This window comes from Bifidobacterium miconis (assembly GCF_019331735.1).
GTDB classification, from domain to species: domain Bacteria; phylum Actinomycetota; class Actinomycetes; order Actinomycetales; family Bifidobacteriaceae; genus Bifidobacterium; species Bifidobacterium miconis.
In genome coordinates this window covers 38092-64214 of the sequence record NZ_JAHBBH010000018.1, presented here as the reverse complement: position 1 = coordinate 64214, position 26123 = coordinate 38092, and the positions used below count along the sequence as shown (strand labels likewise).

Here is a 26123-nt window from a genome sequence, read left to right as displayed (position 1 = left end):
TGCCCGCCGTCGGCCGCCGCGGCGTCGCGCGAACCGGCCGCCGCGCGATCGGCCGAGGACATCACGCCGAGCAGCGCATACACGGGACGTCGCAGCAGCACGCCGACGATCACCGCGGCCGAACCGGCGACGATCGCCTTGCCGTACGACGCGAGGATCCGGCGTCCGTCGAGACGCCCCTCGAACCGCCGTCGCAGCGACGGAATCAGGAACGGGAACGCGAGCAGGTGACCGACCGCGGAACCGACGCCGACGATCGCGACCCACATCGTCGGCGACGTCATCGCCGCGCCTCCCAGCACGAGCACGACGAACATCGCGTTGAACAGCAGCATGAACAGGAACGGCGTGCGGCCGTCCTCGAACGCGTAGAACGTGCGCTGGATGATCAGGTACGCGCTGGAAACGGGCAGGCCGAGGCCGAGCATCGTCAGCGGCGTGGCGATGAGCATCGCCTCCTTGACGCTCACTGACGGCAGCAGCGCGAGGATGATCGGCACCGGCATGACGATGAACGCGACCGTGAAGAACACCATGAGCACGCCCACGCTGCGCAGCGACTGGCTGAGCGCGTCGCGCGCGTCCGGAATGTCATGGTCGGCGATCGCGCGCGATATCTTCGGGAACAGGGCCGTCGCCACGGAGACGGCGATGAGCGAGTACGGCAGCATGTACAGCGTGAACGCGTTCTGGTACGTGGCGTTGCCGGCCACGTCGAGCATGTTCAGGCCCATCGTCGCGTGCGCCTGATCCGGTGCGGACGTGGTGATGTTCGTGGTGATGATGTTGACCAGCTGGTCGAGGATGACGATGCCGACGCTCCAGCCGGCCACCGATCCCATGGACTTGAGCCCGATGCCGGCCACGCCGAACCGCGGGCGGTAGCGGATGCCGCAGCGCGTGAGCGGCAGGAACAGGATCAGTGCCTGGAAGGCGACGCCCAGCGTCCACGTGCCGGCCGTGAGGGCCAGCTTGTTGGCCGTCCAGAATGCGACCGGCTGCTCGGTGGAACGGCCGAACAACACGATGAACGCGGTGAAGCCCGCGCAGCTGATCAGGTTCGCGCCCACCGAAGACCACGCGTACGTGCCGAAATGGTCCTTGGCGGCGAGAATCTGGCCGAGCACCGTGTACAGGCCGTAGAAGAAGATCTGCGGCATGCACCACAGCGTGAACGCGTTCGTGAGGGCCATCATCTCGGGGGTGCCGCGCACGTAGAGCATGGTGAGCAGCGGGGTGGCCGCGGCCATGATCAGCGTGATGCCGCCCAGCATCGCGATCGCCAGCGTGATGAGCTTGTTGAGCCGCTCCTCGGCGTCCTTCTGCTGCAGCGTGCGCACGATCTGCGGCACGAGCACCGCGTTGAAGATGCCGCCCGAAACGAGCGTGAACACGGCCTGCGGAATCATCGCGCCGGCCTGATAGGCGTTCGCCGCCATGCCGGTCGTGCCGAGCGCGGCCGCCAGCAGAATCGTGCGGACCTGCCCGGTCACGCGGGACGCCGCCGTGCCGGCGGCCATGATCATCGAATTGCGGCCGAGGGAGGAACTGCTGGAACTCATTCGTCGGGATCTTTCTTGCGATGGAACTGACGCCACAGGCCGAGCAGGCCGAGCACGACGGCGAATCCGATGATCACGAAACCGCTCATGTCGCTGATCTGCAGCACGCTGGTGATCTTCTTGGTCTGCGGCTCTCCGAACGCCTGCCCGTTGCGGTCTTGCAGCGCGATCGTCGCGTTTGCCGAACCGGACGTGGACACGCGGATCGAGAACGTGATCTGCGCCTCCGCATGCGCCGGAATCTCGGTTTCGGCGGTGCGCGAGGTGACGATCTCCATCGAATCGGTGATCGACGAGACCTTCACGTGCACCGCGTACGGGAGCGTGTTGCTCAGCGTGACCGGCATCTTCGCCGTTTCGCTGACCACCGTCAGCGATTCGGACGGGGTGATCGTCACGCCGCCGAGCAGACGGTCGACCAGACGCGCGGCGCCGTCCGTCATGCGTTTGGCGACGGTCGCGTTGCCGGACATCGCGTGCAGCGCGAGCGTCGACTGCGCGGCGAGCAGCTGGTTGCTCCACGCCGTCGACTTGCCGTCGGCGACGAGTACGGACGAAATGAACCGGCTGATCTGATCGCGGTCCGCGGCGAGCGTCGACAGCGTGCCCGTCAGCTCGTCCGACTGCGCGTCGGTCAGCTTCGTCGTCTCGTTCACCATGGCGAGCGCGTCGTCGCCGGACGCGAACGCATCCGCCCGGCTCAGCGTCGCGAGATCGGTCAGGTTCAGCCACGAGGCGTGCTCGGCCGCGCTCATCAGCGCGTCGACCATCGCGCCGTTCGCGTTCGCGTTCATGCACACCAGCAGGCTGCGCGTCGTGTACGGCTGCTCCATCTGATAGAACGCGCTCTGCGCGATGAACCGGGCGATGCGGCCCGCCATGCTGCCCTCGGCGTCGGCGCTCGCGCTCGTCGCCTTGCCCTGCGCGAGCCGGCTGAGCACGCGCTGCTGCGTGAGCACGGTCACGTCTCCCGCGTCGGTGGGCACGACGATTTTGCCCGTGTGCACGGTCGAATCGTCGCTGTTGTCGAACTCGTGGTTCGCGATCACGACCGAATAGCCCTGCCGCTTCGCCTGCGTGAGCGAGGCCAGCGACCAGTTCGCCCTGCCCTGCCACGCGACCCCGTTCGTGGACGCCTTCTGGTCGCCCAGCGCCGAACGGTAATCGGCCAGCGCGGCGTCGGCGTTCCATGCGGAGCTCGTCACGCCGGCCGCCTCGTATGCGCCCGCGTTGTCCGAACCGTACGCGGACATGTCGAATCCGGACGGCTGCATGATGCCGTTGACCTGCGTGGGCATGTCCATTGCGTCCAGCAGTGTCGGGTCGGCGATGACCTGCAGCGTGGGATGCTTCGCGAGCAGCTGCTGGTAGACGCGGTCGGTTTTCGCCTCCTCGCCGAGCGTGACGATGGCCGAGCCGGCGTTCGACGAGCCGCTTGCCAGCGATTCGAACGCGGTGTCGCTGACCTGCCATGCGCCCGATCGCAGCGGCATGGCGATGGTCAGGTTGAGCGCCGGAGCGTCGATGGCGTTCATGCCGGCCGATGAGCGGGTCAGGAAGCTGTGCGTTTGCGCGAGCGGCCGGTCGCCGCTGACGTAGCTGACGAGGATCGGCTTGGGACCCCACGTCGCGATGCGTCCGAGCGACTCCTTGCTTGCCGAGACGGTCACGGACGCGGACGCGCCCGGCGTGAGCTCGGGCACGGAAACGCTGCCCAGATCGTCCATCATGGGGATGTTCGCGTCGCCCTGCGACCATTCCTGCATGTCGGTGCGCGAGTTGAAGATGTAGCCGAGATTCGCGGACAGGTTGAGCGTGCCGGCGTCCAGCGCGTCCTGCGAACCGTTGGACACGGTGGCTTTGAGCTGGTAGCCGGATGTGGCGGTGACGACCGCGGTGACCGCGTCGATGGCGATCGTGATGCCGGTGCCTTGGTCGTTGGTGTCCGTGCCGGTGCCGTCGGCGTTCGCGTCGTCGGCCGCATTGGCCGTGCCGGTATTGGTCGTGTCGGTCGTGCTGCCGTCCGTGTCGTCGGCGGACGCCGGCGTCGGCCATGCGACGAGCGCCGCGCACATCGCCACGGCGAGCGCCAAGGCCAGCAGTGCGCGCAGTGTCCTGGTGATCCGCGCGGTTGCGCGCGCTGCAGTGGGGTTCACGTCAAGCCTGCCTGTTCAGTTTCTTGGCATACAGCCATGCGATCTTGCGTTCATTAGGATAGCTGAGCACGCCGTCCAAATCCTCGAAGTCCACCCAGATCGCATCCTCGGCCTCATGGTCCGGGTCGCCGTCGACGCTGAGCTCGCCGCCCACCTGACGCAGCGCGAAATGATGGACGAGCTTGTGCACGCGCTGGCTCGTGCCCGTGAACCAGTAGTCGATGGTCGCGATCGAATCGACCACCTCGCCCAGAATGCCGGTTTCCTCGTGCACTTCGCGCACGGCGGTATGCTGCGGCGTCTCGCCCTTTTCGATGTGGCCCTTCGGCAGGCACCATTCGAGATGACCGCTGCGCGAATGGCGAGCGATGAATGCCAGGCGGCCGTGGCGGTCGAACAAGAGGCCGCCGGCGGAATACTCGCGCACGACGGGCAGGTCCTGCGCGTCGAGCGAGGCGAACGTGGTCGGGCCGTCCAGCGCGCGGCGCGGCGGCATGTTCGCGGGGGAAGGGCGTCGCGGATGCGGCGGCTCCGCGACGGCCGGCTGCTGCTCGGCCGGGGTGATCGTGCGGATTTCGACATGCTCGACGCGTTCGACCTGTTCGATCTGCGTCGCGGTGGATTCGGATCCGCGCCCGGAAGCCTGCTCTGCCTTGTGCACGGAAACCTGCGCGGACGACTCCGACGTGTACATCAATTCGTCCGGCGCCAGCGGATTTTGGGTATGACGACGCGACGCATGGTCGAGCATGCGTGCGAGGTCCGCTGGCGTAATCATGGTAACCACCTTACTCATACTTTGCGCTGGTGGGGTAACGCTATGCTGATAAGAGCAAAAGTTTCCTTGAGACCTGAAGAGGGTGAGCGTGAATTTCGAAGTCTGGCCGGAGGCCATTGAGCTGGGTCGTTTGTTCGCCGAACAGGGGTACGAGCTGGCGTTGGTGGGAGGTCCGGTGCGCGACCTGCTGCTGCACCGCAAGTCGCATGACCTTGATTTCTGCTCGTCGGCGCGGCCCGAGCAGTTCGAGCCGATCCTGCGCAAGTGGGGGCGCGACGGCTTCTGGGACATGGGCCGCAAGTTCGGCACGCTCGGCGCGATGCGCCGGCGCGAGGACGGCACCGAAGTCAAGGTCGAGATCACCACATACCGGTCGGATGTCTACGATCCGGACTCGCGCAAGCCGGAAGTCAGCTACGGCGACACGTTGGAGGGCGATCTGTCCCGCCGCGACTTCACCGTCAATGCGATGGCGCTGCGCGTACCGCAGCTCGAATTCGTCGACCCGTTCGGCGGCGCGAACGACCTCGCCAAGGGCGTGCTGCGCACGCCGGTCGACCCGCGGCAGTCGTTCGACGACGATCCGCTGCGCATGATGCGCGCCGTGCGCTTCGTCGCCCAGCTCGGCTTCTCGATCGAGCCGGAGACGGCCGCGGCGATCACCGACATGGTCGATCGCATCGAGATCGTCTCCGCCGAACGCGTGCGCGACGAACTCGTCAAGATGCTGCTGTCCGACCGTCCGCGCGCCGGCATCGAAGCGCTCGTCGACTCCGGCCTCGCGGACATCGTGTTCCCGGAAATCCCCGCGCTGCAGCTGGAAATCGACGAGCATCACCGTCACAAGGACGTCTTCGAGCACACGATGATCGTGCTCGACCGCGCGGTCGCGCTGGAAACCGACGACGACGGCCCCGTGCCGCGTCCGGACCTGACGCTGCGCCTCGCCGCGCTCATGCACGACATCGGCAAGCCGAAGACGCGCAAGTTCGAGCCGGGCGGCAAGGTCAGCTTCCACCACCACGACGCAGTCGGCGCGAAGATGACGCGCAAGCGGCTCAAGGCGCTGCACTTCGACCACCACATCATCGACGACGTGAGCGAGCTTGTGAACCTGCACCTGCGCTTCCACGGCTACGTGGACGAGCCGTGGACCGACTCGGCCGTGCGCCGGTACGTCAAGGACGCGGGGCCTCTGTACGAGCGGCTCAACCGGCTCACGCGCGCCGACGCGACCACGCAGAACAAGCGCAAGGCGATGGTGTTCTCATCCGCGATGGACGAGATGGAAGACCGCGTGCGCGAGCTCAAGAAGAAGGAGGACTTCGACGCGATCCGCCCGGACATCGACGGCAACGAGATCATGTCGCTGCTCGGCCTCGAACCCGGCCCGATGGTCGGCCGCGCGTACAAGCACATGCTCGAATACCGCCTCGATAACGGCCCCGTCGACCACGACGTCGCCGTCGCCGAGCTTAAGCGCTGGTATGAAGGCCTGTAACTCGTACGCATGCGAAATGCCCGCTTCCTGTTCGGGGCGCGGGCAGTTCGTTATCCTCATCCGGCTTACTGCTGGGTGGTGGCGGCTGCCTGGGAGGGCTCCACGGCTTTGTGGATGACGGCCTTGGGCAGCCTGACCAGCTTGACGGCGTCGCGGCATCCGGAGAGGCGTTCGATGGTATCGCCGGTGTCCGGCACCGAATCCTTTGCGCTCACATCGTTGAACGTCGCGCCGATCACCACCGTGATCAGCATGTCGCTGCGATCGTCCATGACCATCACCGCATCCGTGAAGTTCGCGTTCACCGTGTACGCCTGCGCGATCGCGTTCTTGCCGAAGTAGATGATCGTGCGCTGGACGTCGCTGTTCACGATCGGATTGCCGTCCTTGTCGAGGACTTCCTTGCCGTCCTTCTGCTTGGTCAGCGTGCCCGCATCCTGCATGACGAATCCGCGGTTTTCCATCGCATCGGTGACCGCGCCGGCCAATCCCAGATGGTCGGTGCCGTTCACCACCTGCACGGTGATGGTGTTGTTGGCCGGATACTTCGACGCCTTGCCGTCGGAGCCGTTCGGCACGCACGGCGCGGTCACGCCGTAGTTGGGCTGCACGGCCGCCGTCTTGGCGACGCCGAGACCGAACAGGTGGAAGTAGAACATCAGCGCCACCACCAGCGCCGCGGCCAGCAGCACGATGGTGACGGAGAACACCTTTACCTGACGCCGGCGCATGTAGACCTTGCGGGCCTGCCGCTCGTCGTATAGCTCACTCATGACCCGCTCCTCCGGTATGTATGTGGTTCAGGCGCTTCGATTGTCTCAACCTTAGCTTCATCGTCTGACTCGCCCGTACTGGATTCGACAATCTTCTGCTCCGCGGCGCGGCTGGGGCCTGGGCCATGAGGATGCGGTCGACCGCGTGCGATGCGGTCCATGCGCGGCGCCCGTCGGCGGCCGCCTGCTCGTCGGCGACGAACGCGATGACCGACGGTCCCGAGCCGGACACGAACGCCTGCCGCGCGCCGGCCGCGACCGCTTCGCGTATCGCGTCGCCGCTGCGCGGATGCAGCGCGATCGCCGCATGCTGCAAATGATTCTCCTCGCCGTCGCCGGCTCCCAGCCGATCGAACGCGGCGTACACGGCCGGCGTGCTCAACGCGTCCGCATACGCGCCGATCATCGCCAGTCCGGCGAAACCGCGCGACTTCAGCTGCCGTGCGGCAGGCGAATCGGCGGGAATGTCCTCGATCCGCTCGCCGAATCCGGTGCCGCGCGCGTACCCGCCGGTCAGGCAGAACGGCATGTCCGCGCCGAGTGTGGCCGCGATCTCGCGCAGCCGGGCGATCGGCCAATGCAGGTCCCACAGTTCGTCGAGCGCCAGCAGCGCGCCAGCGGCGTCGGCCGAACCGCCGCCCAGTCCGGCGGCCACGGGAATGCGCTTCTCGATGTTCAGCGACACGTCCGGTTCGCGGCCGCACGCTTCGGCGAGCGCGAACAGGGCCAGTACGGCGTGATTGCGCCGCATGTCGCTGCCGGTGCTCGCCAGATCGCCCAAGTGCTCGCCGGCAAGGTCGAGCGAGAAGCCGCTGCCGGGCTCCTTGCTCGTGACCGTGATCGTGTCGTAGACGCCCACGCCGCAGTAGATCGTATCGAGTTCGTGGCGCCCGCCCCATTCGGCGCGGGGCGCGCCGACGTGCAGGGTCAGGTTCGTTTTGGCCGGCACGTCGACGCTGACCGTGAGCGGGGGAACGTGCCGCGCGGCGTTCGGCTTGACAGCGGATGCTGCGGATGCAGCGGATGCAGCGGATGCAGCGGATGCTGCGGATGCAGCGGATGCAGCGGATGCTGCGGACGAGGCGGCGCTCGCCGTGCGGCGACGATCGGCGCGCGGACGGGCCGGAGTGAGCGTGTCAGTCATGGTCCGCTCCGGTGGTTGCGGACGCGGCCGACGAATCGTCGCCATGTTCGGTCGCGCATGCGGCGCACGCGGCGGCCAGCCGCGCGAAATCGGCGATCGTGAGCGTCTCGCCGCGACGGGTCGGGTCGATGCCGGCGCGTTCGAACGCCTCCGCCGGCACGGTTTTCTTCAATTCGGCGTGCAGCGTCTTGCGCCGCTGGCCGAACGCCTCGTCGATCAGGCGGAACGTGGCCTCGCGGTCGGCGCCGCCGGCCAGCGCGGCCTGCTCGTCGGGCGTGTGCCGAACGAAGCGCACGAGCGCGGCATCGACGGTCGGGGCCGTCCAAAAAACGTTGCGGCCGATGTTGCCCACGCGGCGTTCCTTGCCGTACTATGCGACATTCACGCTCGGCGTGCCGTAGATCTTGTTGCCGGGTTCGGCGGCGAGCCGGTCGGCAACCTCCTTCTGCACCATCACGAGGAACGAATCGAGGTTCGCGAAGCGTTCCAGCAGCGTCAGGATGATCGGCGTGGCCACGTTGTACGGCAGGTTGGCGACCAGCGTGAACGCCGCGTCGCCGTTGAAGTCGGGGACGTTGTCGGGAGTCACGGTGAGCGCGTCGCGGTTGACGACGCGGAACCGGTCGACCGCGTCCGGCATGAATTCTCCGATCGTGCGCGGCAGCCGTTCGGCGACCGGCGGATCGATCTCGATCGCGGTCATCGCCGCGCCCGTTTCGAGAATCGCGAGCGTGAGCGAACCGAGGCCGGGACCGACCTCCATGACGTGCGTGTCGGCCGTCACGTCGGCCTCGCGCACGATGCGGCGCACGGTGCCCGGGTCGATCACGAAATTCTGTCCGAACTTCTTGGTCGGGCTGATGCCCGCGTCGGCCGCGATGCGGCGGATATCGGCCGCGCCCAGCAGGCGTCCCTGCGGTTCCTGCGCCGCCGTCTGCTCCTGTTCTTCGCTCATGTTCACCTCTCGTTGCTGCGGTTGCCCGATTGCGCGCCCGGCCGCATGCTCAGCCGCGCGCCCGGCCGCTGCAGGGCCGGTGTTCGGGGTCGTGTCCTGCCTGCCATTGTCTCTCATGCGGGGGCGACGACGCGATCAGTACCAGCCTTCCTTTTCCGAATGCTCCCATGCCTTGGACGGAGTGCCGTAGCGCTGCGCGATGTAGGACAGCCCCCAGTCGATCTGGACCGCCGCGTCGTTCTTCCAGTCGGCGCCGAAATCCGCCATTTTGCTGCCGGGCAGCGCCTGGGGAATGCCGTAGGCGCCCGACGACGCGTTTTCGGCCGACCAGGACCAGCCGGATTCGCGGTTCCACAGTTTGACCAGCGCGGTCCAGTCATCGCCGGTCCAGCCGCGTTGGGCCGCGGCGCCGGCCGCGTATGCCTGCGCCTGCGCGGCGGTGGGGCGCCACAGGCGCGCGTTGGAGGCGTCGCTGCTGCCGGAGTCGCTGCCGGATCCGCTCGAACCGCTGCCGCTGTTGGTGTTGGACGACGAGTTGGAGTCGTTCGAGCTGCTGCCGGAATTGGTATTGGAGTTCGTGTTCGAGTTGCCCGAACCGCCGTTGTTGGTGCCGGAGCTGCCTGAGTTGCCCGAATTATTGGCGTTGGTGTTGCCGCTCGTGCCGTTGCCCGCGTTGTTCGAATTGCCGGAGTTGCCTGAGTTGCCCGCATTGCCGGACGACCCGTTGCCTGATGACGAGCCGCTGTTCGGCTTGCTGCCGTTGTTGCCGGTGCCGCCGTTCGTATTGCCGGACGTTCCGTTGCCGGAGTTGCCCGATCCGTTCGATCCCGACGCCGAACTGTCGGTCTTGCCCGACGTGCCGCCGTTCGACGATCCGTTGGACGACGATCCGTTGGACGACGTGCCGCTGCCGGAACCGGTGTTCTTGTCCGCGGACCCGTTCGACGACGAGCTGCTGCCCGTCGTGCCGTTCGAGCCGTTTGCGGACGATCCGTCGCCCGTCGCATCGTTCTTGCTCTCGGCATCGCCGTTCTCGTTGCTGTCCGCATTGCCGGACGTGTCGTTCGCGTCGTCGCTCTTGCTGGTTTCCGGCTGTTTCGTGCCGACCGCGACGATCGTGTCGATCGCGATCTTCGTCGTCGTTTCCGACTTGAGCTGTTCCGACTCCTTCTTGCCGTCCACGTACGTGACGCTGTACGTCTGCCGTTTCTCGCCGTCCTCGCCCTGCTGGCGCACGACGGTCGTGCCGGCCGCGAGCGACGGGTCCTCGATCGTCTGCGTGCCGTGCGGGATCGCGACCGTGCGCGTCTCCTCGCCGTGCGTGACGCGCTGCACGCGCAGGATCGTCTTGCCGCCGTCCTTCTCGACGCTCACGCGATCCTCCTTGCCGAGCGTGATGCCCTTCGAATCGAGGATCGACGCGGCCGGCAGCTTGCCGTTCGGCGCGACGGAGCTCTTGCCATCGGCGATGACGGTGACCGGGCCATCCGCGTTGATGACGAGGCCGCCGGTCAGTTTGCTGTAGATGTTGTCGATGTTGACGGTGACCTTCGCGGCGGCGTGCTCGTTCGCCTCGAAGAAGCCGAGCAGCTGCGCCGCGCTGGTGGCCGTGGTCCAGAACGGGACCTCCTGGCCGTCGATGCTGATGGTGGTCTGGTAGGCGCTCTGCACGGTCACGACCGAGTGGTTTGTGAGCTTTTCGCCGCCCGCGCTCGATTCGACGATGTCGTGCGTTTTGACGTCGATGCCCTGCGATTCGAGCAGTCGGGACGCGCTCATTGCATACGTGGTCACCGTCGTGGTTTCGCCGTTGACCGTAATCGCCACGGTTTTGCGCGCCGTGAGCTGGAACATGCCCAGAGACACCGCCAGAACGATGAGCGCACTGGCCGCGACGCGAATGCGACGCAACTTCACAAACCGTTGCGGGGTCCACCGTCTTGCCATCGTTACCATCTTTCCGTGTCGCAGCTTCGGGTCATCTGATTCATCTGGTTCATCTGAGAGTCGTCGTTACGTCACGCATTGTAACCGTTCGATCTGAAAGCGTTGGAGAAAAGAAAAAGGGGGCGGGAGAGAAGGGGAAATTCCCGCCCCCTTGATAAGGGGCAGAGCCGGTTGGGGGAATGCCCTGCCCTCGTCACCAGAAGCCACAAGTTGGGGGAAGACTTCTGGGACTCGCTTACTCGGGTTAAGTTTTGCTGTAACGCGGCATTGCGTACATATCTACTATACGACGTTTTGCCGCGCGACGAGCCTCTTGTCGGGATCGAACCGACGACCTGCCGCTTACAAGGCGGCCGCTCTGGCCATCTGAGCTAAAGAGGCGTTCCCGTTGCCACCCGGCAACCTTGGACGAATGACTAGCATACCAGCAAGTCCCGAATGTTCAATTCGGCCGGTGTCATGCCTATCGCATACCGTCTGCCGGCGATCCGCAGGAACCATCCGGAGCGTTTCGCGTGACATTGAGGTCGGTGGCGGATGGTTACTGGAAGGAATGTCACGCAAAACGGCCCGCTGGCGTGACATTCGCTCCAGTAGAGGACGCTTACTGTCGTCCATGTCACGCTACGAGGCACTTGTGCGTGACTTTGCGGCTGGTATCGGCGGGTTGCTATCCCCAATGTCACGCGGATCGGCCGCATGAGTGAGCATATGCGCGGGCCCGCCGTCCGAAACCGGAAACGGCGGGCCCGAGGCATCATCGCGACAGTCGTGCAACGGCGATAGCGCGGCGGCCGATCACTCGCCGGTCGTCAGCGAAATCGGCTTGTTGTCGGCGCCGATCGACGGCAGCGTGCTCGCGTCGCCGACCTTGCTCGAATCCAGGCCGATCGACTGCAGGAAGCCGTCCGTCACGGTCACGCCGGCCGTCGACACGTCCGACAGGTTCCAGCGCGTGCCGTTGATCATCACGGTCGGCGTGGTGAACGAGCCGGCGTACGAACCGCTCGTGTTCAGCAGTTCCTTGCGCTTCGGCGTGTACGTGTTCATCGCGTCCAGCCAATCCTGATAGTCGCGGCCGTACGCCTTGTCCGCCACGTCCTGCGGCACGCCCGCGGCCACGGCCTGCTCCTTGAGCTTGTCGTCGCTCACCGACTTGTACGAGCTGCCCTCGTCCGGCTGGAAGCCGTCGGCGTACACGTTCTTGATGTATTCGAGCAGGTGGTTCGGATCGTCGTCATGGTCGGCGATGTACAGCGCGGAGTTCGCCACGCGGCTCGAATAGTCGTCGGTCGAGTAGCTGTCCATGAACGAGAGGAAATGCAGATCCAGGTTGAGCTGGCCGGCGTTCATGAGCTTGATGAGCGTCGGGTCGAGCTGGCGGTTGAGCGAACCGCAGCCCGGGCAGATGAAGTCCATGTACACCTGCACGGTCGGCGCGCCCTCCACCGACTTGCCGTAGCCGTCCTTGGAGATGAGGATGCCGCCCTTCTTGTCGGCTCGCTCCGGCTTGACGGACACCGCCTGCACCGCGTTGTACGCCTCCGTGACGGACATGTTGGCCTTGGCCTGCTCCTCGGCGGACTTGCGCGTCGAATTGAACACGGCGATGCCCGCGACGATGATCAGCACGGCCACGATCGCCACGGCGATCACGCCGATGATGGTCTGCTGCTTGCGTTCCTTGGCCGCCTTCGCTTCAGCCGCGCGCGCGAGGGCCTCCTCGGCGGCGCGACGGTCGGCCCGCGATTTGCGTTTGACGGTTTTCTTCGGATCCTGAGCCATGATGAAAGTCCTTTCAACCCAACAATCTCGCTCATGATAGCCGATTGCCGCACGGCTCCGCCCAGAGCGTTCATGTCCTCACCATGTCCGGACGGCGCGTTTGCCGCGCGTTCACCAGATGCCGTATACCGTATTTAAGCTCCCCTTGTCAGGGGAGCTGGCAGCCGAAGGCTGACTGAGGGGTAGTCATGCCCGGTGTGCCGCTATCACCAGATGCCGCTGATCAGCGGCCACCAGTTGATGATCGGGTTCACGCCGAGCGCGATCGCGGCCGCGGCCGTCAGCGCCGCCCAGATCACGCGCAGCACACGGGCGCGCGTGATCTGGGGGCCGTTGTCCCCGTCCGTGACGTCAGTCGTCGAGTCGTCTTCCTTCAGCCCGCGCAGCGTACCCGCGCCGAGCCGCACCGTCGCCGCGTTCGCGGAGAACACGGACAGCATCCAGCCGATCGCCGCGCCCGCGGCCAGTGTCATGCCGCTGGCCGACAGCGGCGACGCGTCCAGAATCGGGATCGACAGCCAGTCGACGCCGAACAGTTCCAACGACGTCATCTGCAGCCCCAACTCCAACGACGCCAGCAGCGTCACAACGCTCATCGTCACCGCGAACAGCGCCGTGCGCTACGCGGCGAACGGTAACGCCATCACGAGATGCCTCGGCAGGAGACGCGCGCGCCTCCTCACGGCGCTTGGCCGGCGCCCGCCGCCGCGGCTGGAAGCGACCACCAGTTCCGCTTCGGTCGAGGAGCCGGCTGCGAACATCATCCAGAGCAGCACGGCCGCAAGCATCGCGGCGACCAGCGGCAGGGACGCGGCCAGCACGGCGACCGGAATCGTCAGCGCCCACAGCGGCAGCAGCCCGCGCGAACGGTACTGTCCGCGGCGAATCGCCACCGATTCGGGGGAAGGGGCCTCGAACGTCGGTTGCTGCCATTGCGACTGTTCGTCCTGCGGCGGCAGGGACGGCGGTTGCTGATCGGTCGGCTGAAGTTCGGCGCTGATGGTGCCGTCCGTGTCGTCAGCCATGCGGCTGGCCGGTTCGGTCGTCGGCATCGGTCGCATGGCCTGCGTGGCCTCCGGCTCTCCTCCCGTGCGCGTCGTGCGCACGTTGGCATCGGGATTCGCGACGGGTGACGATATGACCTGCGTGGCGTCGGTCGCGAGCGTTTCGGTCGGCAGGTCGCCGATGGTCTGCGTGCGCGCGGGATCGTCGTCGGCAGCGTCCGTTCGTTGCGACATACCGTCCGGCATGACCGTGGTGCGTGGCACGGACGGCGCGGGACGGTTCGGAATGACGATGGTCGCCACGTTCGGAATGGCCGACGATGACGGCGGGCGCGACGGTTCGGCGGCTGTGCCCAGGCTCGCCGGTGTTTCGGAGGTGCCTGCGAGCCTGCGCAGGGCCGGTCGGCCACCCGCTGCGGTCGGCTGGAACCGGTCGACGGGATGCTCCGATGCTGCGTGTTCGACGTCGGACCGTTGCGGCGGCTGCGGTGGTTGCGCCGACTGCAGCGGCATGGTCGCCGACGGTTCGATCGGAGGCAGGATCGCCGTGCTTTCGTTGCTCGCCGCGGCTAGTCCGGTGCCGGGAGCGTTCGGCTGGGTCTGCATGCTGATCGGCGCGTTCGGCCGCGTGATCGCACGATTGCGTTCGGCGGCGATGATGGTCGGTTCGTCGCGCCACAACAGGCGCGGATTGCCCGCGCCCGTCGCGTCAAAAGGGCGCACCACCTCCGTCTCACCGCTGTCCAGCGCCGCCTCCTGCCACACGGTCGGATTCAACGCATCGACTGCAATCGCATGCAGCAATTCGTCCGGTGTACAACGTTTGCTGCGATCGGGGTTCAATGCCGAACGGAACGCTGCCATCTTGCCCGCCGGCAGTCCCACCAGATTCGCATTGCCACGGGCCGCGCGCTCCAGCACCGCCATCATCGGCTTCGTGCCGAACACCGGCGAGCCGGTCGCGGCGAACGCGAGCACCGACGCGACGTGCCACCAGGCCGTCCCATCGTCCGACTCCTAGCCGTCGATGATCTCCGGCGCGATGAAGCCCGGCGTGCCCATCACCAGACCGGTGCGCGTCACATGGCTCTCGCCGCCCGTCATCGCAATGCCGAAATCCACCAACACCGGGCCGGACGCCGACACCATCACGTTCGTCGGCTTGATGTCGCGGTGCACGATCCCGGCCGCATGCACGGCCTTCACCGCGTCGATCAGCTTGCGCGCCAACCGTTCCAGATCGTCGCCGACATACCGGCCGTTCGCCTTCACGTCGTCGCGCAGGTTGCGGCCCTCGATCAGCTCGGTCACGATGAACGCGAGCGAATCGTCCAGCTCCATGTCGACGATCCCGCACACGCCCGGGTGATCGACCTTCTTCAACGCCATCGCCTCGCGGCGCAACCGTTCGCGGGCAGTCACGCGTTCGCGAACGTCGTCATCGTCCATGTCGGCGTTCTCGTCGTCCGCCAGCGAATCGCGCAGAATCTTCATCGCGTACTCCTGGCCGCCGTCGTCGCGGGCGCGCCAGACGGAGCCCATCGCCCCCGCCCCCAGACGGGACACCAGCGTATAGCCGCCGACGATGTCGCCCGTCTGCAAATTCAACGCGTTCAAGTCACTCATGGCTCCCATCCTAGCCAAACATCCGTTCGACTGGCAGGGTGTGCCGTGACGCCGATCGTATTGCCGCACTTCTCAAAATTGTCGAGAAGTTAGGAGGAAAACTGCTCAACAATTTTGAGAAGTGATGGGCGAACGGGGGCGCTTTCCGATCCTTCTCGATTTTATGGGCGCGTGTCCATTGACCGTGTGGCAGGGGAGCATCCCAGGGGTCGCGTGTGTGTGATCGCAAACAATTATATCGATATGATTTGCAAATCGGCGGCAAATACGTCGAAACACGCCGTTGACGCGGGCGCGGCGGCGTGTATAGTGGAACGTGGCTCAGCGAAGAGCTCTTCAACGAACCGAAGATAACTGAACGCCGAGGTTTGAGACTTAGCCAATGTGGGAAGTCGTGGACTGAAGCACAGCAACAACCAAAATCCCTTTACAACGGATCGTGAGACACGTACCTGTCTCTGAAAGGATGAAACATTATGGCAGAAGTCGTTTTTGACCATGTCACTCGTATCTACCCGGGCAACGACAAGCCGTCGGTGGATGATCTGAATCTGGATATCAAGGACGGCGAGTTCCTGGTGCTGGTTGGCCCGTCTGGCTGCGGTAAGTCGACGACCCTGCGCATGCTCGCTGGTCTGGAAGAGGTCAACAAGGGCCGCATCCTCATCGGTGGCAAGGACGTCACCACGATGCAGCCGAAGGACCGCGACATCGCCATGGTGTTCCAGAACTACGCTCTGTACCCGCACATGACCGTCGCCGACAACATGGGCTTCGCCCTGAAGATCGCCGGCACCCCGAAGGACGAGATCCGCAAGCGCGTCGAGAAGGCCGCCGAGATCCTCGACCTGACCGAGTACCTCGACCGCAAGCCGAAGGCTCTGTCCGGTGGTCAGCGTCAGCGTGTCGCCATGGGCCGTGCAATCGTCCGTGAGCCGAAGGTCTTCCTCATGGATGAGCCGCTGTCCAACCTCGACGCCAAGCTCCGTGTCCAGACCCGTACCCAGATCGCCGCTCTGCAGCGCCAGCTGGGTGTCACCACCCTGTACGTGACCCACGATCAGACCGAGGCTCTGACGATGGGCGATCGCATCGCCGTCATCAAGCTCGGCATCCTGCAGCAGGTCGGCGCCCCGACCGAGCTGTACGATCGTCCGGCCAACGTCTTCGTCGCCGGCTTCATCGGCTCCCCGTCGATGAACCTGAACACCCACCCGGTGGTCAACGGCAAGGCGAAGATCGGTGAGGACACCGTCGATCTGCCGAAGGAAGCGGTCGCCAAGCTGACCGTCGAGGACGGCAACAAGATCGTCGTCGGCTTCCGTCCGGAGGACGCCTCCCTGGCCACCCCGGATGACCCGAACGCGTTCTCGCTGAAGGTCGTCAACGTCGAGGATCTGGGTTCCGACGGCTACATCTACGGCAACATCATCACCGATGGCTCCGCCGCCGAGGCCTCTCAGGTCATGTCCGACCAGAACAAGCTCACCACGATTCGTGTGAACCCGCGTGCGCTTCCGAAGGTCGGCGACACCGTCAAGATCAAGATCGATCCGTCCAAGATGCACCTGTTCGCTCCGTCGACCGAGCTGCGTCTGAACTAGTCGATCGGCCTCTTGGCCCGATAGATACTTGGCATGGGAGAAAACCATGTCAACCATTAAACGAGGCACTTCTCTTCCTCTCTTAGGCCTCGTTGGAAAGGCCCCGCGTGGTAGCGGGGCCTTTCTTTGTTTGCTATGGCTGCGTGGTGGTGCGATAGGTGACACGCGCCAGCCTGCCGCAGCCGACGCTCCGGTCCACACATCCGCAAGCCGTTCCATGTGCCCAAGTACGATAGAAGGCTATGGAAGTTAACGATTTGACCCAACTGGATCCGCGTGCGCTCAAGGCCACGTCCGTCAAAGCCGAGGACGTGTCCGCTGAAACTCCCGAGCCGCAGGCCCTGAAGATCACCGCCGCCAGCTCGAACCCGCAGATGTTCACCCTCCCGTGGGAGAAGCCGCTCGCCACTTGGCCGCAGGAGCTCCTCGCCAACCTACCGCGAGGCATCTCCCGCCACGTCGTGCGCTTCGTGCACGTGGGCGACGAGGTCTACGCGATGAAGGAAATCACCCGTCAGGTCGCCGAGCGTGAGTACGAGCTGCTGCGCCGACTGCAGAAGCTCGACCTGCCCACCGTCCAGCCGATCGCGGTCGTCACCGGCCGTCACGACCGTGCTGGCGAGCCGCTCGAGGCGATCCTCGTCACCAAGCATCTCAAGTTCTCGCTGCCGTACCGTGCGCTGTTCGCCCGCAACCTGCGCCCGGACACCGCCGAGCGACTCATCGACGCGCTGGCCGTCCTCATGGTGCGCCTGCATCTGGCCGGCTTCTACTGGGGTGACGTCTCGCTGTCGAACGTCCTGTTCCTGCGCGACGCCGACGCGTTCTCCGCGTTCCTGGTCGACGCCGAAACCGGTGATCTGCACGTCAACCTGACCGAGGGCCAGCGCGAGTACGACATCGACCTCGCGCGCACGAACATCATCGGCGAACTCATGGATCTCGCCTCCGGCCGCCTGCTGCCGAGCGACGTCGACGAAATCGAGGTCGGCAACCGTCTCGCCGACCGCTACCACTCGCTGTGGAGCGCGCTGACGGACACCGACAAGTTCGGTCCGGACGAGATGTGGAAGATCGAGAAGCGCGTGAACAAGCTCAACGAGCTCGGCTTCGACGTGGACGAGCTGGAGATGAAGACCGCGGACGACGGCAAGCGCGTGCTCGTGCGGCCGCGCGTGGTCGACGCGGGCTACGCGTCGCGCAAGCTGCTGCGTCTGACCGGCCTCGACGTGCAGGAGAATCAGGCTCGCCGACTGCTCAACGATCTGGATGCGTACCGTGCGTCGACGTGGCGCGAAGGCGAGGAGCTGGAGATCGTCGCGACGGACTGGATGCGTGAAGTGTACGAGCCGACCGTGCGCATGATCCCGCGCGAGTACCGCTCGCAGATCGAGCCGGCGCAGTTCTTCCACGAAGTGCTCGACCACCGCTGGTTCCTGGCGGAGAAGGCCGGCCACGACGTGCCGATGGCCGAGGCCGTGAAGAGCTACATCGAGAACGTGCTGCCGCAGTACAAGCTCGACAAGAAGGATCTCGACGCGCTCAACGCGGAGGCCGATTCCGGCGTGGTCGACGACGAGTACACGTACAACGAGAACTCCGCGTCGCACTACGACGACGATGACGACGACTACAACCCGGACGACGATCCGGATGCGGCGGTGTGGAGCCATTAAAAGCCGTTAAAGGATTACAGCGCGTAAGCGAAATTGCGGAAGCCCCTCTTCGGAGGGGCTTCCGTTGTTGTTGGGGCAATGACGAAACGTGCTGGAATCGTGCTGATTGATTACGTATTCATGTGGAATATGTGACGAGAGGGGAAAGTCTGCGGAGGTAAGGGGGGCATCTTGCGGATTGATGCCCAATTTGGCGTTTTGCGTCAAAAGGGTTTATTCTTGCCGATAAGAGTGTCGTTCGGGGTCGAACGACGGGAGATGCGCTGCGGAAGGAAGTTCATGGACCGGCAAGAGAAGACGGGTTCTGTCTGCACATTGTTGCAAACGTTATCAGCAGTGATCGTGGTGCTGGGCATGATGCTGGCCAGCGTGCTGGTCGCCGTGCCCACCGCGCAGGCCGCCACCACCTACGAGATCGGCAGCAGTCAGGCCCCGGTGGACAAGGCCGCCACGATCATCACCATCAACGGCAAGCCGTACACCACCGGCATGAAGGTGAACTACGGCGACTCGGTCAAGGTGCAGCTGCACTGGTCCGTGCCCAACGGCACCGTCATCAACGAGGGGGACCAGTTCACCTACGACCTGCCCAAGGGCATCACGTTCGAAAAGGGCAAGACCTACGCCATCTACGGCGACGACGGCGTCGAACGCGGCTCCTTCACCGTCAACGGCAGCCGCATCGTCGCCACCTATACGCGCGCCGACACCAGCGGTGGCAGCGCAGGCACCAACATCAAGGCATACGTCACCGTCAACGGCACCATCGCCGAATCGTCGACCGGCGGCAACAACGGCGGCAAAGCCAACTTCGAATTCCCCGGCATCGGCGATCTGGAAGTCGACGTCAACGAACGGCACGGCCTGTGGGCGCAGAAGAACGGCGCCATCTCCACCGACGATCCGACCGTGTTCGACTTCGTGGTCGAAGTCCACTCGACCGGTTCCAACAAGAACGTCAAACTTGAGGATACCATGGGCAATCTGCTCACGCTGCAGCCGGGCACGCTCAAGCTGTACACGGACGCGAACTGCACGCAGGAATACACCGGCAAGTGGGAGCACGCGGACAACGCCGACCTCAAGGGATTCACCGCCAACATCGACCAGATGACCGACGGGACAGGCGCTCTACGCGCGTTACAGCGTGAAGATCAACCGTCAGGACGTCATCGACGCTGTCAAGAACGGCAAGGTCTACCTCGTCAAGAACAAGGTCAAGTACTACAGCGACGACGTCACGAACAAGAAGACCACCGAACAGAGCATCTGGCTAAACGGCGGCTGGTCCGTGAACAAAAACGGCAAAGCCGGCACCGTCAAGGACGCCAACGGCAAGGAATCCACCGTGATCACCTGGACGATCACCGTGAACGCCGATCCCGAGTCCAGCGTGCCCAACGCGACGACGATCAAGGACGCACTTGGCGCCAACCTCAAGGCGCCGACCGGTGCCGTGAAGGTCGTGTACACCGACGTGAACTGGCAGAAGCATGAGACCACCCTCAACTGGGCCGATCTGGCGAGCGGCAAGGCCGAGCTGCCGAGCGACAACGGCAAACCGTACCGTCAGTACGAGATCACGTACTCCACCGAAGTCACGAAACTGCCTGAGACGGGCAGCGGCGACAAGCTGACGTATACGAACGACGTGACGGTCACGCCCGGCGACGGCAGCGGCGAACTGCCCGGCAGCGGCACGGTGACGATCGGCAAGGACGCCGTGGACCTGAGCAAGAAGTATGTGGGAGACAAGAACGCGACCAAGACGCTGAAGTGGCTCACCACGTTCACCGCCAAGGAGGACCTGCCCGCCGGCAAGCAGCTGACGGACTCGCTCGACGACGACGGCAAGAACCACACGAACGACAAGAACTACACCAAGCCCGACTGGCAGGTGCTCGACGCGGACGTCAGCAACATCACGATCTACACCGACAAGGACCTGAAGACGTCGTACACGGGCAGTGTCACCAAGAAGATCGCCGACGACCGCAAGTCGTTCACGATCACGTTCAACGACGCCATCGCGAAGGGCACCAAGCTGTATATCTCGTACACGTCCACCGTGCTCGGCTCCGCGCCGGCCAGCGCCACGTTCTACAACACGGCGCGTTTCGTGAACAAAGAGGCCACGGACAGCCACAAGCCGGTGGTCGACAACATGGACAAGTCCAACGGTCCGTCGTGGGCCGACGACGGCAACGGCACGCCGCTGAGCCGCAACCTCATGCGCTGGCGCCTGACCGTGCACGACATCGCCAAGGACGCGCAGTCGGTGACCATCACCGATACGATGTCCGACAACCAGCGGTACGTTGCCGGCTCGATGGTGGTCAAGGACTCCAAGGGCAGCACCTATGACGGCGTGACCGTCACCGACAACGGCGACCACACGCTTACCTTCGTCATCGCCAAGGGCAGCAAGGCGTTCGCCAAGGCGCAAAGCGGCTCGCTGTACATCGAATACGACACCACGTTCGCGAACTTCGACGAGGCGCTGAAGGACCCCAACAACAAGCAGTACAAGAACGAGGCCGTCATCCACATCGACGGCTAAGCCCAGCTTCCCGACTCTGCGGACATCTGGACCAAGCCTGGCAAACTGGTGACCAAGAAGGGCACGTACGACAAGAGCACCGCACCCTTCATCAACTACACGGTGACCGTGAACGCGGGCGCCAACACGCTCAACAAGGGCAACGCGCTCACGCTCACCGACACGCTCGGCGCGGCGCTCGACCTGCGCATGGACAGCGTGGTCATCTCCGATGCGCGCACCAAGACGGACGTCGCCGGCGCCACGTACGCGTACGATCCGACGACGAAGAAGATCACGTTCACCGTGCCCGACGCGCGCGCGATCACGATCACGTACAAGGCGATGGTGAACCTCAAGCCGGGGCAGGACTTCGGCTCACTCGGCAACAACACGATCGTGCTCGCCGGCTACGATCAGAACGGCGGTTCGTCCAGTACGGACCAGACCGGCAAAGTTCTCGAAGCACAGGGCGGCATCAGCTACGACCTGAACTCGCTGCAGATCTACAAGTACGCCGACGGCGACACCACCAAGCCGCTCAACGGCGCGCAATTCAAGGTCGAGAAGCTCAATGTCGCCATGGACGCCAACTCGTCGGCCTGGACGTCGACCGGCACCGCCGAAACCGTGATCGACACCCTGAAATCCGGTACCAGCGGCTACACGTCGACGGTTGGTCTGCGCGCGGACACGATCTATCGGGTCACTGAAGCCGAGGCTCCGGAAGGATACGGCAAGAGCTCCGCCAAACTGTACGTCGTGTTCCCGGGCAACAGCCCGCAAGGTCATCCCACGTCGTTCTACCAAGGCAAGACCGTGGACGGTACGTCCCTGACCGTCGCCGCGGCGGGCAACACGACGCTGCAAACCTATCTGTGGTCGGTGAGCAACACGAGTGACAAGAAGGGTTCGTTCAAGCTCGACAAGAAGGACGAGCAGGGCCACTGGCTGAACGGCGCCACGTTCACGCTGACCAAGGACGGCGACAGCTCGTTCAAGCAGGAGCGGACGACCGCCAACAACACTGCGATCGAGTTCACGGAACTCGCTCCCGGCTCGTACACGCTCACCGAAACCAAGGCTCCGGACGGCTACCAGCCGGCCAATCCGATCGCCGTGACCGTGACGAACGCCGGCAAGGTGATCGTCAACGGCAAGACCGTCTCGTCGAACGACAGCGAGCATCTGACCGTCACCGATCGTTCGGACGTCACGTCGATCCGCGCCCGCAAGGTGTGGAACGACGGCCACAATCAGGACGGCAAGCGTCAGCCGGCCCGGTTCCAGCTGCATAAGTCTGTGGACGGTGGCGCGTGGACCAACGTTGGTCAGGAGAAAGTGATCAACGAGAGCACGCCGGAAGTGCAGGCCGTGGTCGAATGGACCGATCTGCCGGTGCGTGAAGGCGGCAAGGAAGTCAAGTATCAGGTTATCGAGGTCAACGCGGATAAAAACGGGTATAAGACCACATCTGCAGACACCACCGCAACCGAATCTGACAAGGTGCCGACCACCACGTTCACCAACACGTACACGCCGGAAACCATCTCCGTGCCGGTCGCCAAGAAGTGGAACGACGCCAACAACGTCGACAAGCTGCGCCCGACCGCAATCACCGTGCAGCTGTACGCCAACGGCGTCGCGGTGTCCGGCAAGACACTGACCCTTAACGAGACCAGCCAATGGAAGGGCACGTTCATCGGTCTGCCGAAGTACGCCAACGGCGGTTTGATCACGTACACCGTGCAGGAAGTCAACCCGTCGAAGGACTACACGGCGTCGACCAGCGGCAGCGCGACCGACAAGAACGGCATCACCATCACCAATACGCACTATCCGACCGACACGAAGATCCGCGTTTCCAAGCGCGACATCGGCGGCGCGGAGATCGCGGGCGCGACGATGGAGATCAACGGCAAGACCGAGGCCGGCAAGACCGTCACCGAACGGTGGACGAGCGAAGCCGGCAAGTCGCACGAAGTCGAGCTTGAGCCCGGCTCGTACACGCTGAGCGAAACCAAGGCCCCGACCGGTTATCGCGTGGCCGATCCGGTCAAGTTCACCGTCGTGCGCAACGACGACAAGACGCTGGCCGTCAAGGACGCCGACGGCAATGTAGTCAACGGCAACGTGATCGTTATGACCGATATCTACAAGCAGGTCGACGTGAAGGTCTCCAAGGTGAGCCTGACCAACGGTGTCGGTGAGATCGCCGGCGCGAAGCTCACCGTCACCGGCACCACGCTGGCCGGCGAGACGATCAATCCGATCCCGTTGGTGTCCACCGGCGAATCGCGCGAGATCACTCTTGTGCCCGGCACGTACACGTTGCACGAGTCCGAAGCGCCGTCCGGCTACCAGCCGGCGCGCGACATCACGTTCACCGTGAACCTCGACGGCACGGTGACGGTCGGCAAGGACACCGCCAAGGACAACACGGTCGTGATGACCGACGAGCTCAACACCACCAACGTGACCGTCTCCAAGACGGCCGTGGCCGGCGTGGCCGAACTCGCGGGCGCGACGTTCGAACTGACCGGCACCACGTTCGAAGGCGACGACGACCCGTTCAGCGCCGACGCATTCCAGAGCTTGGACGGCGTGACGGTGTCCAAGGACGGCAAGACGCTCACGTGGACGTCCTCCGAGGACGGCCCGCGCACGTTCCAGCTGCCCAACGGCACGTACAAGTTGCACGAAACCAAGGCGCCGGAAGGCTACGACGTGATCGCCAAGCCGATCGCGTTCCGCGTGGAGAACGGCAAGGTGACCGTCGGCGACGTGCTTTCCAGCGGCAATCTGGTGCGCGTGGAGGATGCGGTCAAGTCGTACACGGCCGTGTCCGTGACCAAGCGCTGGGAGGACAACAACGACTCCGACGGATTCCGCAAGGACGTGAAGGTGACCGCCGTGCTGTACGCGAACGGCGAAAAGATGACCGGCAAGGAATACAGCGTGGAGCTGAACGCCGACGACAACCACTGGACGCACGATTGGGTGGGACTTCCCGCCAAGGACGATAACGGCGACCCGATCACGTACACCGTGAACGAGGAAACCTCTGGCATCAAGAAGGACGAGTACCACGCCTCGATCGTCAAGAAGCCGACCGCCAACGGCTACGAGTTCACGCTGTACAACATCCACCAGCCGGATGCGATCAGCCTCGAACTTGTCAAGGACTGGGACGACGCCGACAATCAGGACGGCAAGCGCCCGCAGTCGATCCAGGTGACGGTCACCGGCATCAGCAAGCGACCCAAGACCGACGGCACCGCCGGAACGGAAAAGTATTCCGAAACGCTGATCAACACCGTGCTCAAGGCTCCGAGCGACCCCAACGAAAATGAGTGGAAGTGGACGCTCGAAAACCTGCCGAAGAAGAACTCGTACGGCAACGATTACACGTACATCGTGCAGGAGACGCCGGTGCCCGGATACAACGGGTACGACGACAACGGCACGTGCACATTAGAGGGAGGCTGCGCCACGCAGTTCACCTCCAAGAAGCGCACGGAGGAAACAGTTCGCAAGTCCAAGTCCGTGGAAGATCCCGCCGAGACGCTCTACCTCAAGAACACGCACACGCCGGAAACCACGGCCGTAACCGTGAACAAGGTGTGGGACGATGCGCAGAACTTCAACGGCCAGCGTCCCCAGAGCGTTACCGTTTGGTTGCTCACCAGCCTGTGGTCGCAGTCCAACGGCTGGCCCGAACCGCAGGGCGACTCCTGCGCTGGTGACCTCGTCGGCAAGAGCTGCGCCGTCCTGACCGAAGCCAACAAGGTCAAGACTGACGACAACAAGACCAAGTCCGACGCCGCCGACAAGACCGAAACCAACAAGGACGCCGCGGACAAGGACTCCGCCGAGTCCACGCCGGCCGAGTCCGATCAGGCCAAGTCTGATCAGGCCGATCAGTCCGAGTCGGCCGATCAGTCCGCAACGACCGATCAGACCGCCGCCGACGCGACCGGTGAGTCCGAGCCCGCGACGGCCGCCGACGAGGCGGCCGCGGACGGCACGGACACTGCAGACAGCACGGATGCCGCGACGACGACCGATCAGAAGAACAGTTCGACTGAAGCCGGAGACGTCACCGCCGGTGACGCGGATCAATCCGCCGCCGCTGATGCGACCGACAAGACCGACGCCGCCGACGCGACCGACGGTTCGAGCGCGACGGACACGGACAGCAAGGCCGATACGTCGGGCAAGACCGACACCACCGACCAGACGGCGACCGCCGACACGTGGACGTACACGTTCAAGAACCTGCCGAAGTACCGCAACGGTAAGCTGCTGCGCTACTCCGTCACCGAAGAGGCCGTGAACAACTACACCGCCACCTTCACCGACACCACGCAGTATCCGTCCACCTCCGCCCCGAACGGCGGCACCGACGGAACCGATGCCGGCAACGGCGAGGCGACCGCCCAAGCAACCACCGACGAGCCGGAGTCGTACTCCTTCACGCTGTCCAACCGCAACGTGCCCAACAAGACCGACCTCAACGTGCGCAAGGTGTGGGACGACAACGACAACGCCTATCAGAAGCGTCCGGGTTCGATCTGGGTGCAGCTGTACGAAAAGAAGCTCGGCACCACCGCCACCGCGTTCACCGACGCGGCGGGCGGAGCCGCCGGCCGCGCCGGCACCGGAACCGGAACCGACGGATCGGCGTTCTCCAACACTGACATCGCCAACCTGACCGCCGTCGGCGACCCGGTCGAACTGACCGCTCAGAACAACTGGGCGTACACGTTCGCCGAACTGCACGCGAACAAGTCGTACGAAGTGCGCGAAGTCGCCAAGAACAGCGACGGCAAGTTCGTGCCGGTCTCCGCAATCGACGGCTACCAGTCGCCGATCATCACCGGCGACCAAACCAAGGGCTACACCATCACCAACTCCGTTGAACCGGTCATGCCGGAAACCGGCGGCGAAGGCACCGCCCGCATCATGCTGGCGGGTCTGCTGCTCGTCGCCATGAGCGGCGCGTTCTTCACGCGCAAGGCGCTCGCCACCGCAGGCAAGCGCAACAAGAAGGGAGACATCCGATGAGCCGGA

General features: G+C 64.6%; 12 protein-coding genes, 1 tRNA gene and 3 pseudogenes. 5 read left to right on the top strand and 11 right to left on the bottom strand.

Annotated elements, in window-relative coordinates:
* The 3 genes from murJ to KIH79_RS13040 all read right to left on the bottom strand — a co-directional run.
* Positions 1-1562: murein biosynthesis integral membrane protein MurJ (murJ, locus tag KIH79_RS07595; protein WP_236023691.1), on the bottom strand; the 1562-nt coding region annotated here is incomplete at its 3' end.
* On the bottom strand, positions 1559-3718 hold the full coding sequence (locus tag KIH79_RS07590; protein WP_338023128.1) for a DUF6049 family protein: 2160 nt from the start codon (positions 3716-3718) through the stop codon (positions 1559-1561). The genes murJ and KIH79_RS07590, both read right to left, overlap by 4 nt.
* A 1-nt stretch (position 3719) precedes the next feature.
* The gene (locus KIH79_RS13040) at positions 3720-4496 is read right to left on the bottom strand and encodes an NUDIX hydrolase (RefSeq protein ID WP_274607628.1); all 777 of its coding nucleotides are present in this window, start codon (positions 4494-4496) and stop codon (positions 3720-3722) included.
* 88 nt (positions 4497-4584) lie between these two features.
* On the opposite strand from KIH79_RS13040, the gene KIH79_RS07575 reads away from it, so the two are divergent.
* Positions 4585-5997 carry a CCA tRNA nucleotidyltransferase gene (locus KIH79_RS07575; protein WP_219058841.1) on the top strand — a complete coding sequence of 471 codons (1413 nt, stop codon included), beginning with the start codon at positions 4585-4587 and terminating at the stop codon, positions 5995-5997.
* Positions 5998-6062: 65 nt separating this feature from the next.
* Here the strand turns inward: KIH79_RS07575 and KIH79_RS07570 are convergent, their stop codons facing one another.
* The 8 genes and pseudogenes from KIH79_RS07570 to KIH79_RS13225 all read right to left on the bottom strand — a co-directional run.
* The gene (locus tag KIH79_RS07570) at positions 6063-6770 is read right to left on the bottom strand and encodes a LytR C-terminal domain-containing protein (protein WP_219058840.1); all 708 of its coding nucleotides are present in this window, start codon (positions 6768-6770) and stop codon (positions 6063-6065) included.
* Positions 6771-6873: 103 nt separating this feature from the next.
* Positions 6874-7914 (bottom strand): annotated as a pseudogene (locus KIH79_RS07565) (4-(cytidine 5'-diphospho)-2-C-methyl-D-erythritol kinase); the annotation flags it as partial.
* Positions 7907-8869 (bottom strand): annotated as a pseudogene (gene rsmA, locus KIH79_RS07560) (16S rRNA (adenine(1518)-N(6)/adenine(1519)-N(6))-dimethyltransferase RsmA). The pseudogenes KIH79_RS07565 and rsmA, both read right to left, overlap by 8 nt.
* Before the next feature lie 135 nt (positions 8870-9004).
* A complete protein-coding gene (locus KIH79_RS07555) occupies positions 9005-10816 on the bottom strand; it encodes an aggregation-promoting factor C-terminal-like domain-containing protein (protein ID WP_219058826.1) in 1812 nt (603 codons plus the stop codon).
* A gap of 307 nt (positions 10817-11123) precedes the next feature.
* Positions 11124-11197 (bottom strand) — tRNA-Thr (locus KIH79_RS07550).
* Between the two features lie 417 nt (positions 11198-11614).
* On the bottom strand, positions 11615-12601 hold the full coding sequence (locus tag KIH79_RS07545) for a DsbA family protein (RefSeq protein ID WP_219058827.1): 987 nt from the start codon (positions 12599-12601) through the stop codon (positions 11615-11617).
* 206 nt (positions 12602-12807) lie between these two features.
* On the bottom strand, positions 12808-13197 hold the full coding sequence (locus tag KIH79_RS12880) for a hypothetical protein (RefSeq protein WP_236023694.1): 390 nt from the start codon (positions 13195-13197) through the stop codon (positions 12808-12810).
* A 519-nt stretch (positions 13198-13716) separates the two neighbouring features.
* Positions 13717-15240, bottom strand: a pseudogene (locus KIH79_RS13225) (serine/threonine-protein kinase); the annotation flags it as partial.
* 467 nt (positions 15241-15707) lie between these two features.
* Between KIH79_RS13225 and KIH79_RS07535 the strand changes: the two are divergent.
* The 4 genes from KIH79_RS07535 (at position 15708) to KIH79_RS07520 (ending at position 26117) form a co-directional block, all read left to right on the top strand.
* Positions 15708-16835, top strand: coding sequence for an ABC transporter ATP-binding protein (locus KIH79_RS07535; protein WP_219058838.1), 1128 nt, complete (start codon positions 15708-15710; stop codon positions 16833-16835).
* A gap of 242 nt (positions 16836-17077) precedes the next feature.
* Positions 17078-18511, top strand: a complete 1434-nt coding sequence (locus tag KIH79_RS07530; protein ID WP_219058837.1) for a DUF4032 domain-containing protein — start codon at positions 17078-17080, stop codon at positions 18509-18511.
* Between the two features lie 279 nt (positions 18512-18790).
* Positions 18791-20008 (top strand): Ig-like domain-containing protein, encoded by a 1218-nt coding sequence (locus KIH79_RS07525; protein ID WP_219058836.1) that lies wholly within the window; start codon positions 18791-18793, stop codon positions 20006-20008.
* 1111 nt (positions 20009-21119) lie between these two features.
* The gene (locus tag KIH79_RS07520; RefSeq protein WP_219058835.1) at positions 21120-26117 is read left to right on the top strand and encodes a Cna B-type domain-containing protein; all 4998 of its coding nucleotides are present in this window, start codon (positions 21120-21122) and stop codon (positions 26115-26117) included.
* The last annotated feature ends 6 nt before the right edge of the window (positions 26118-26123 follow it).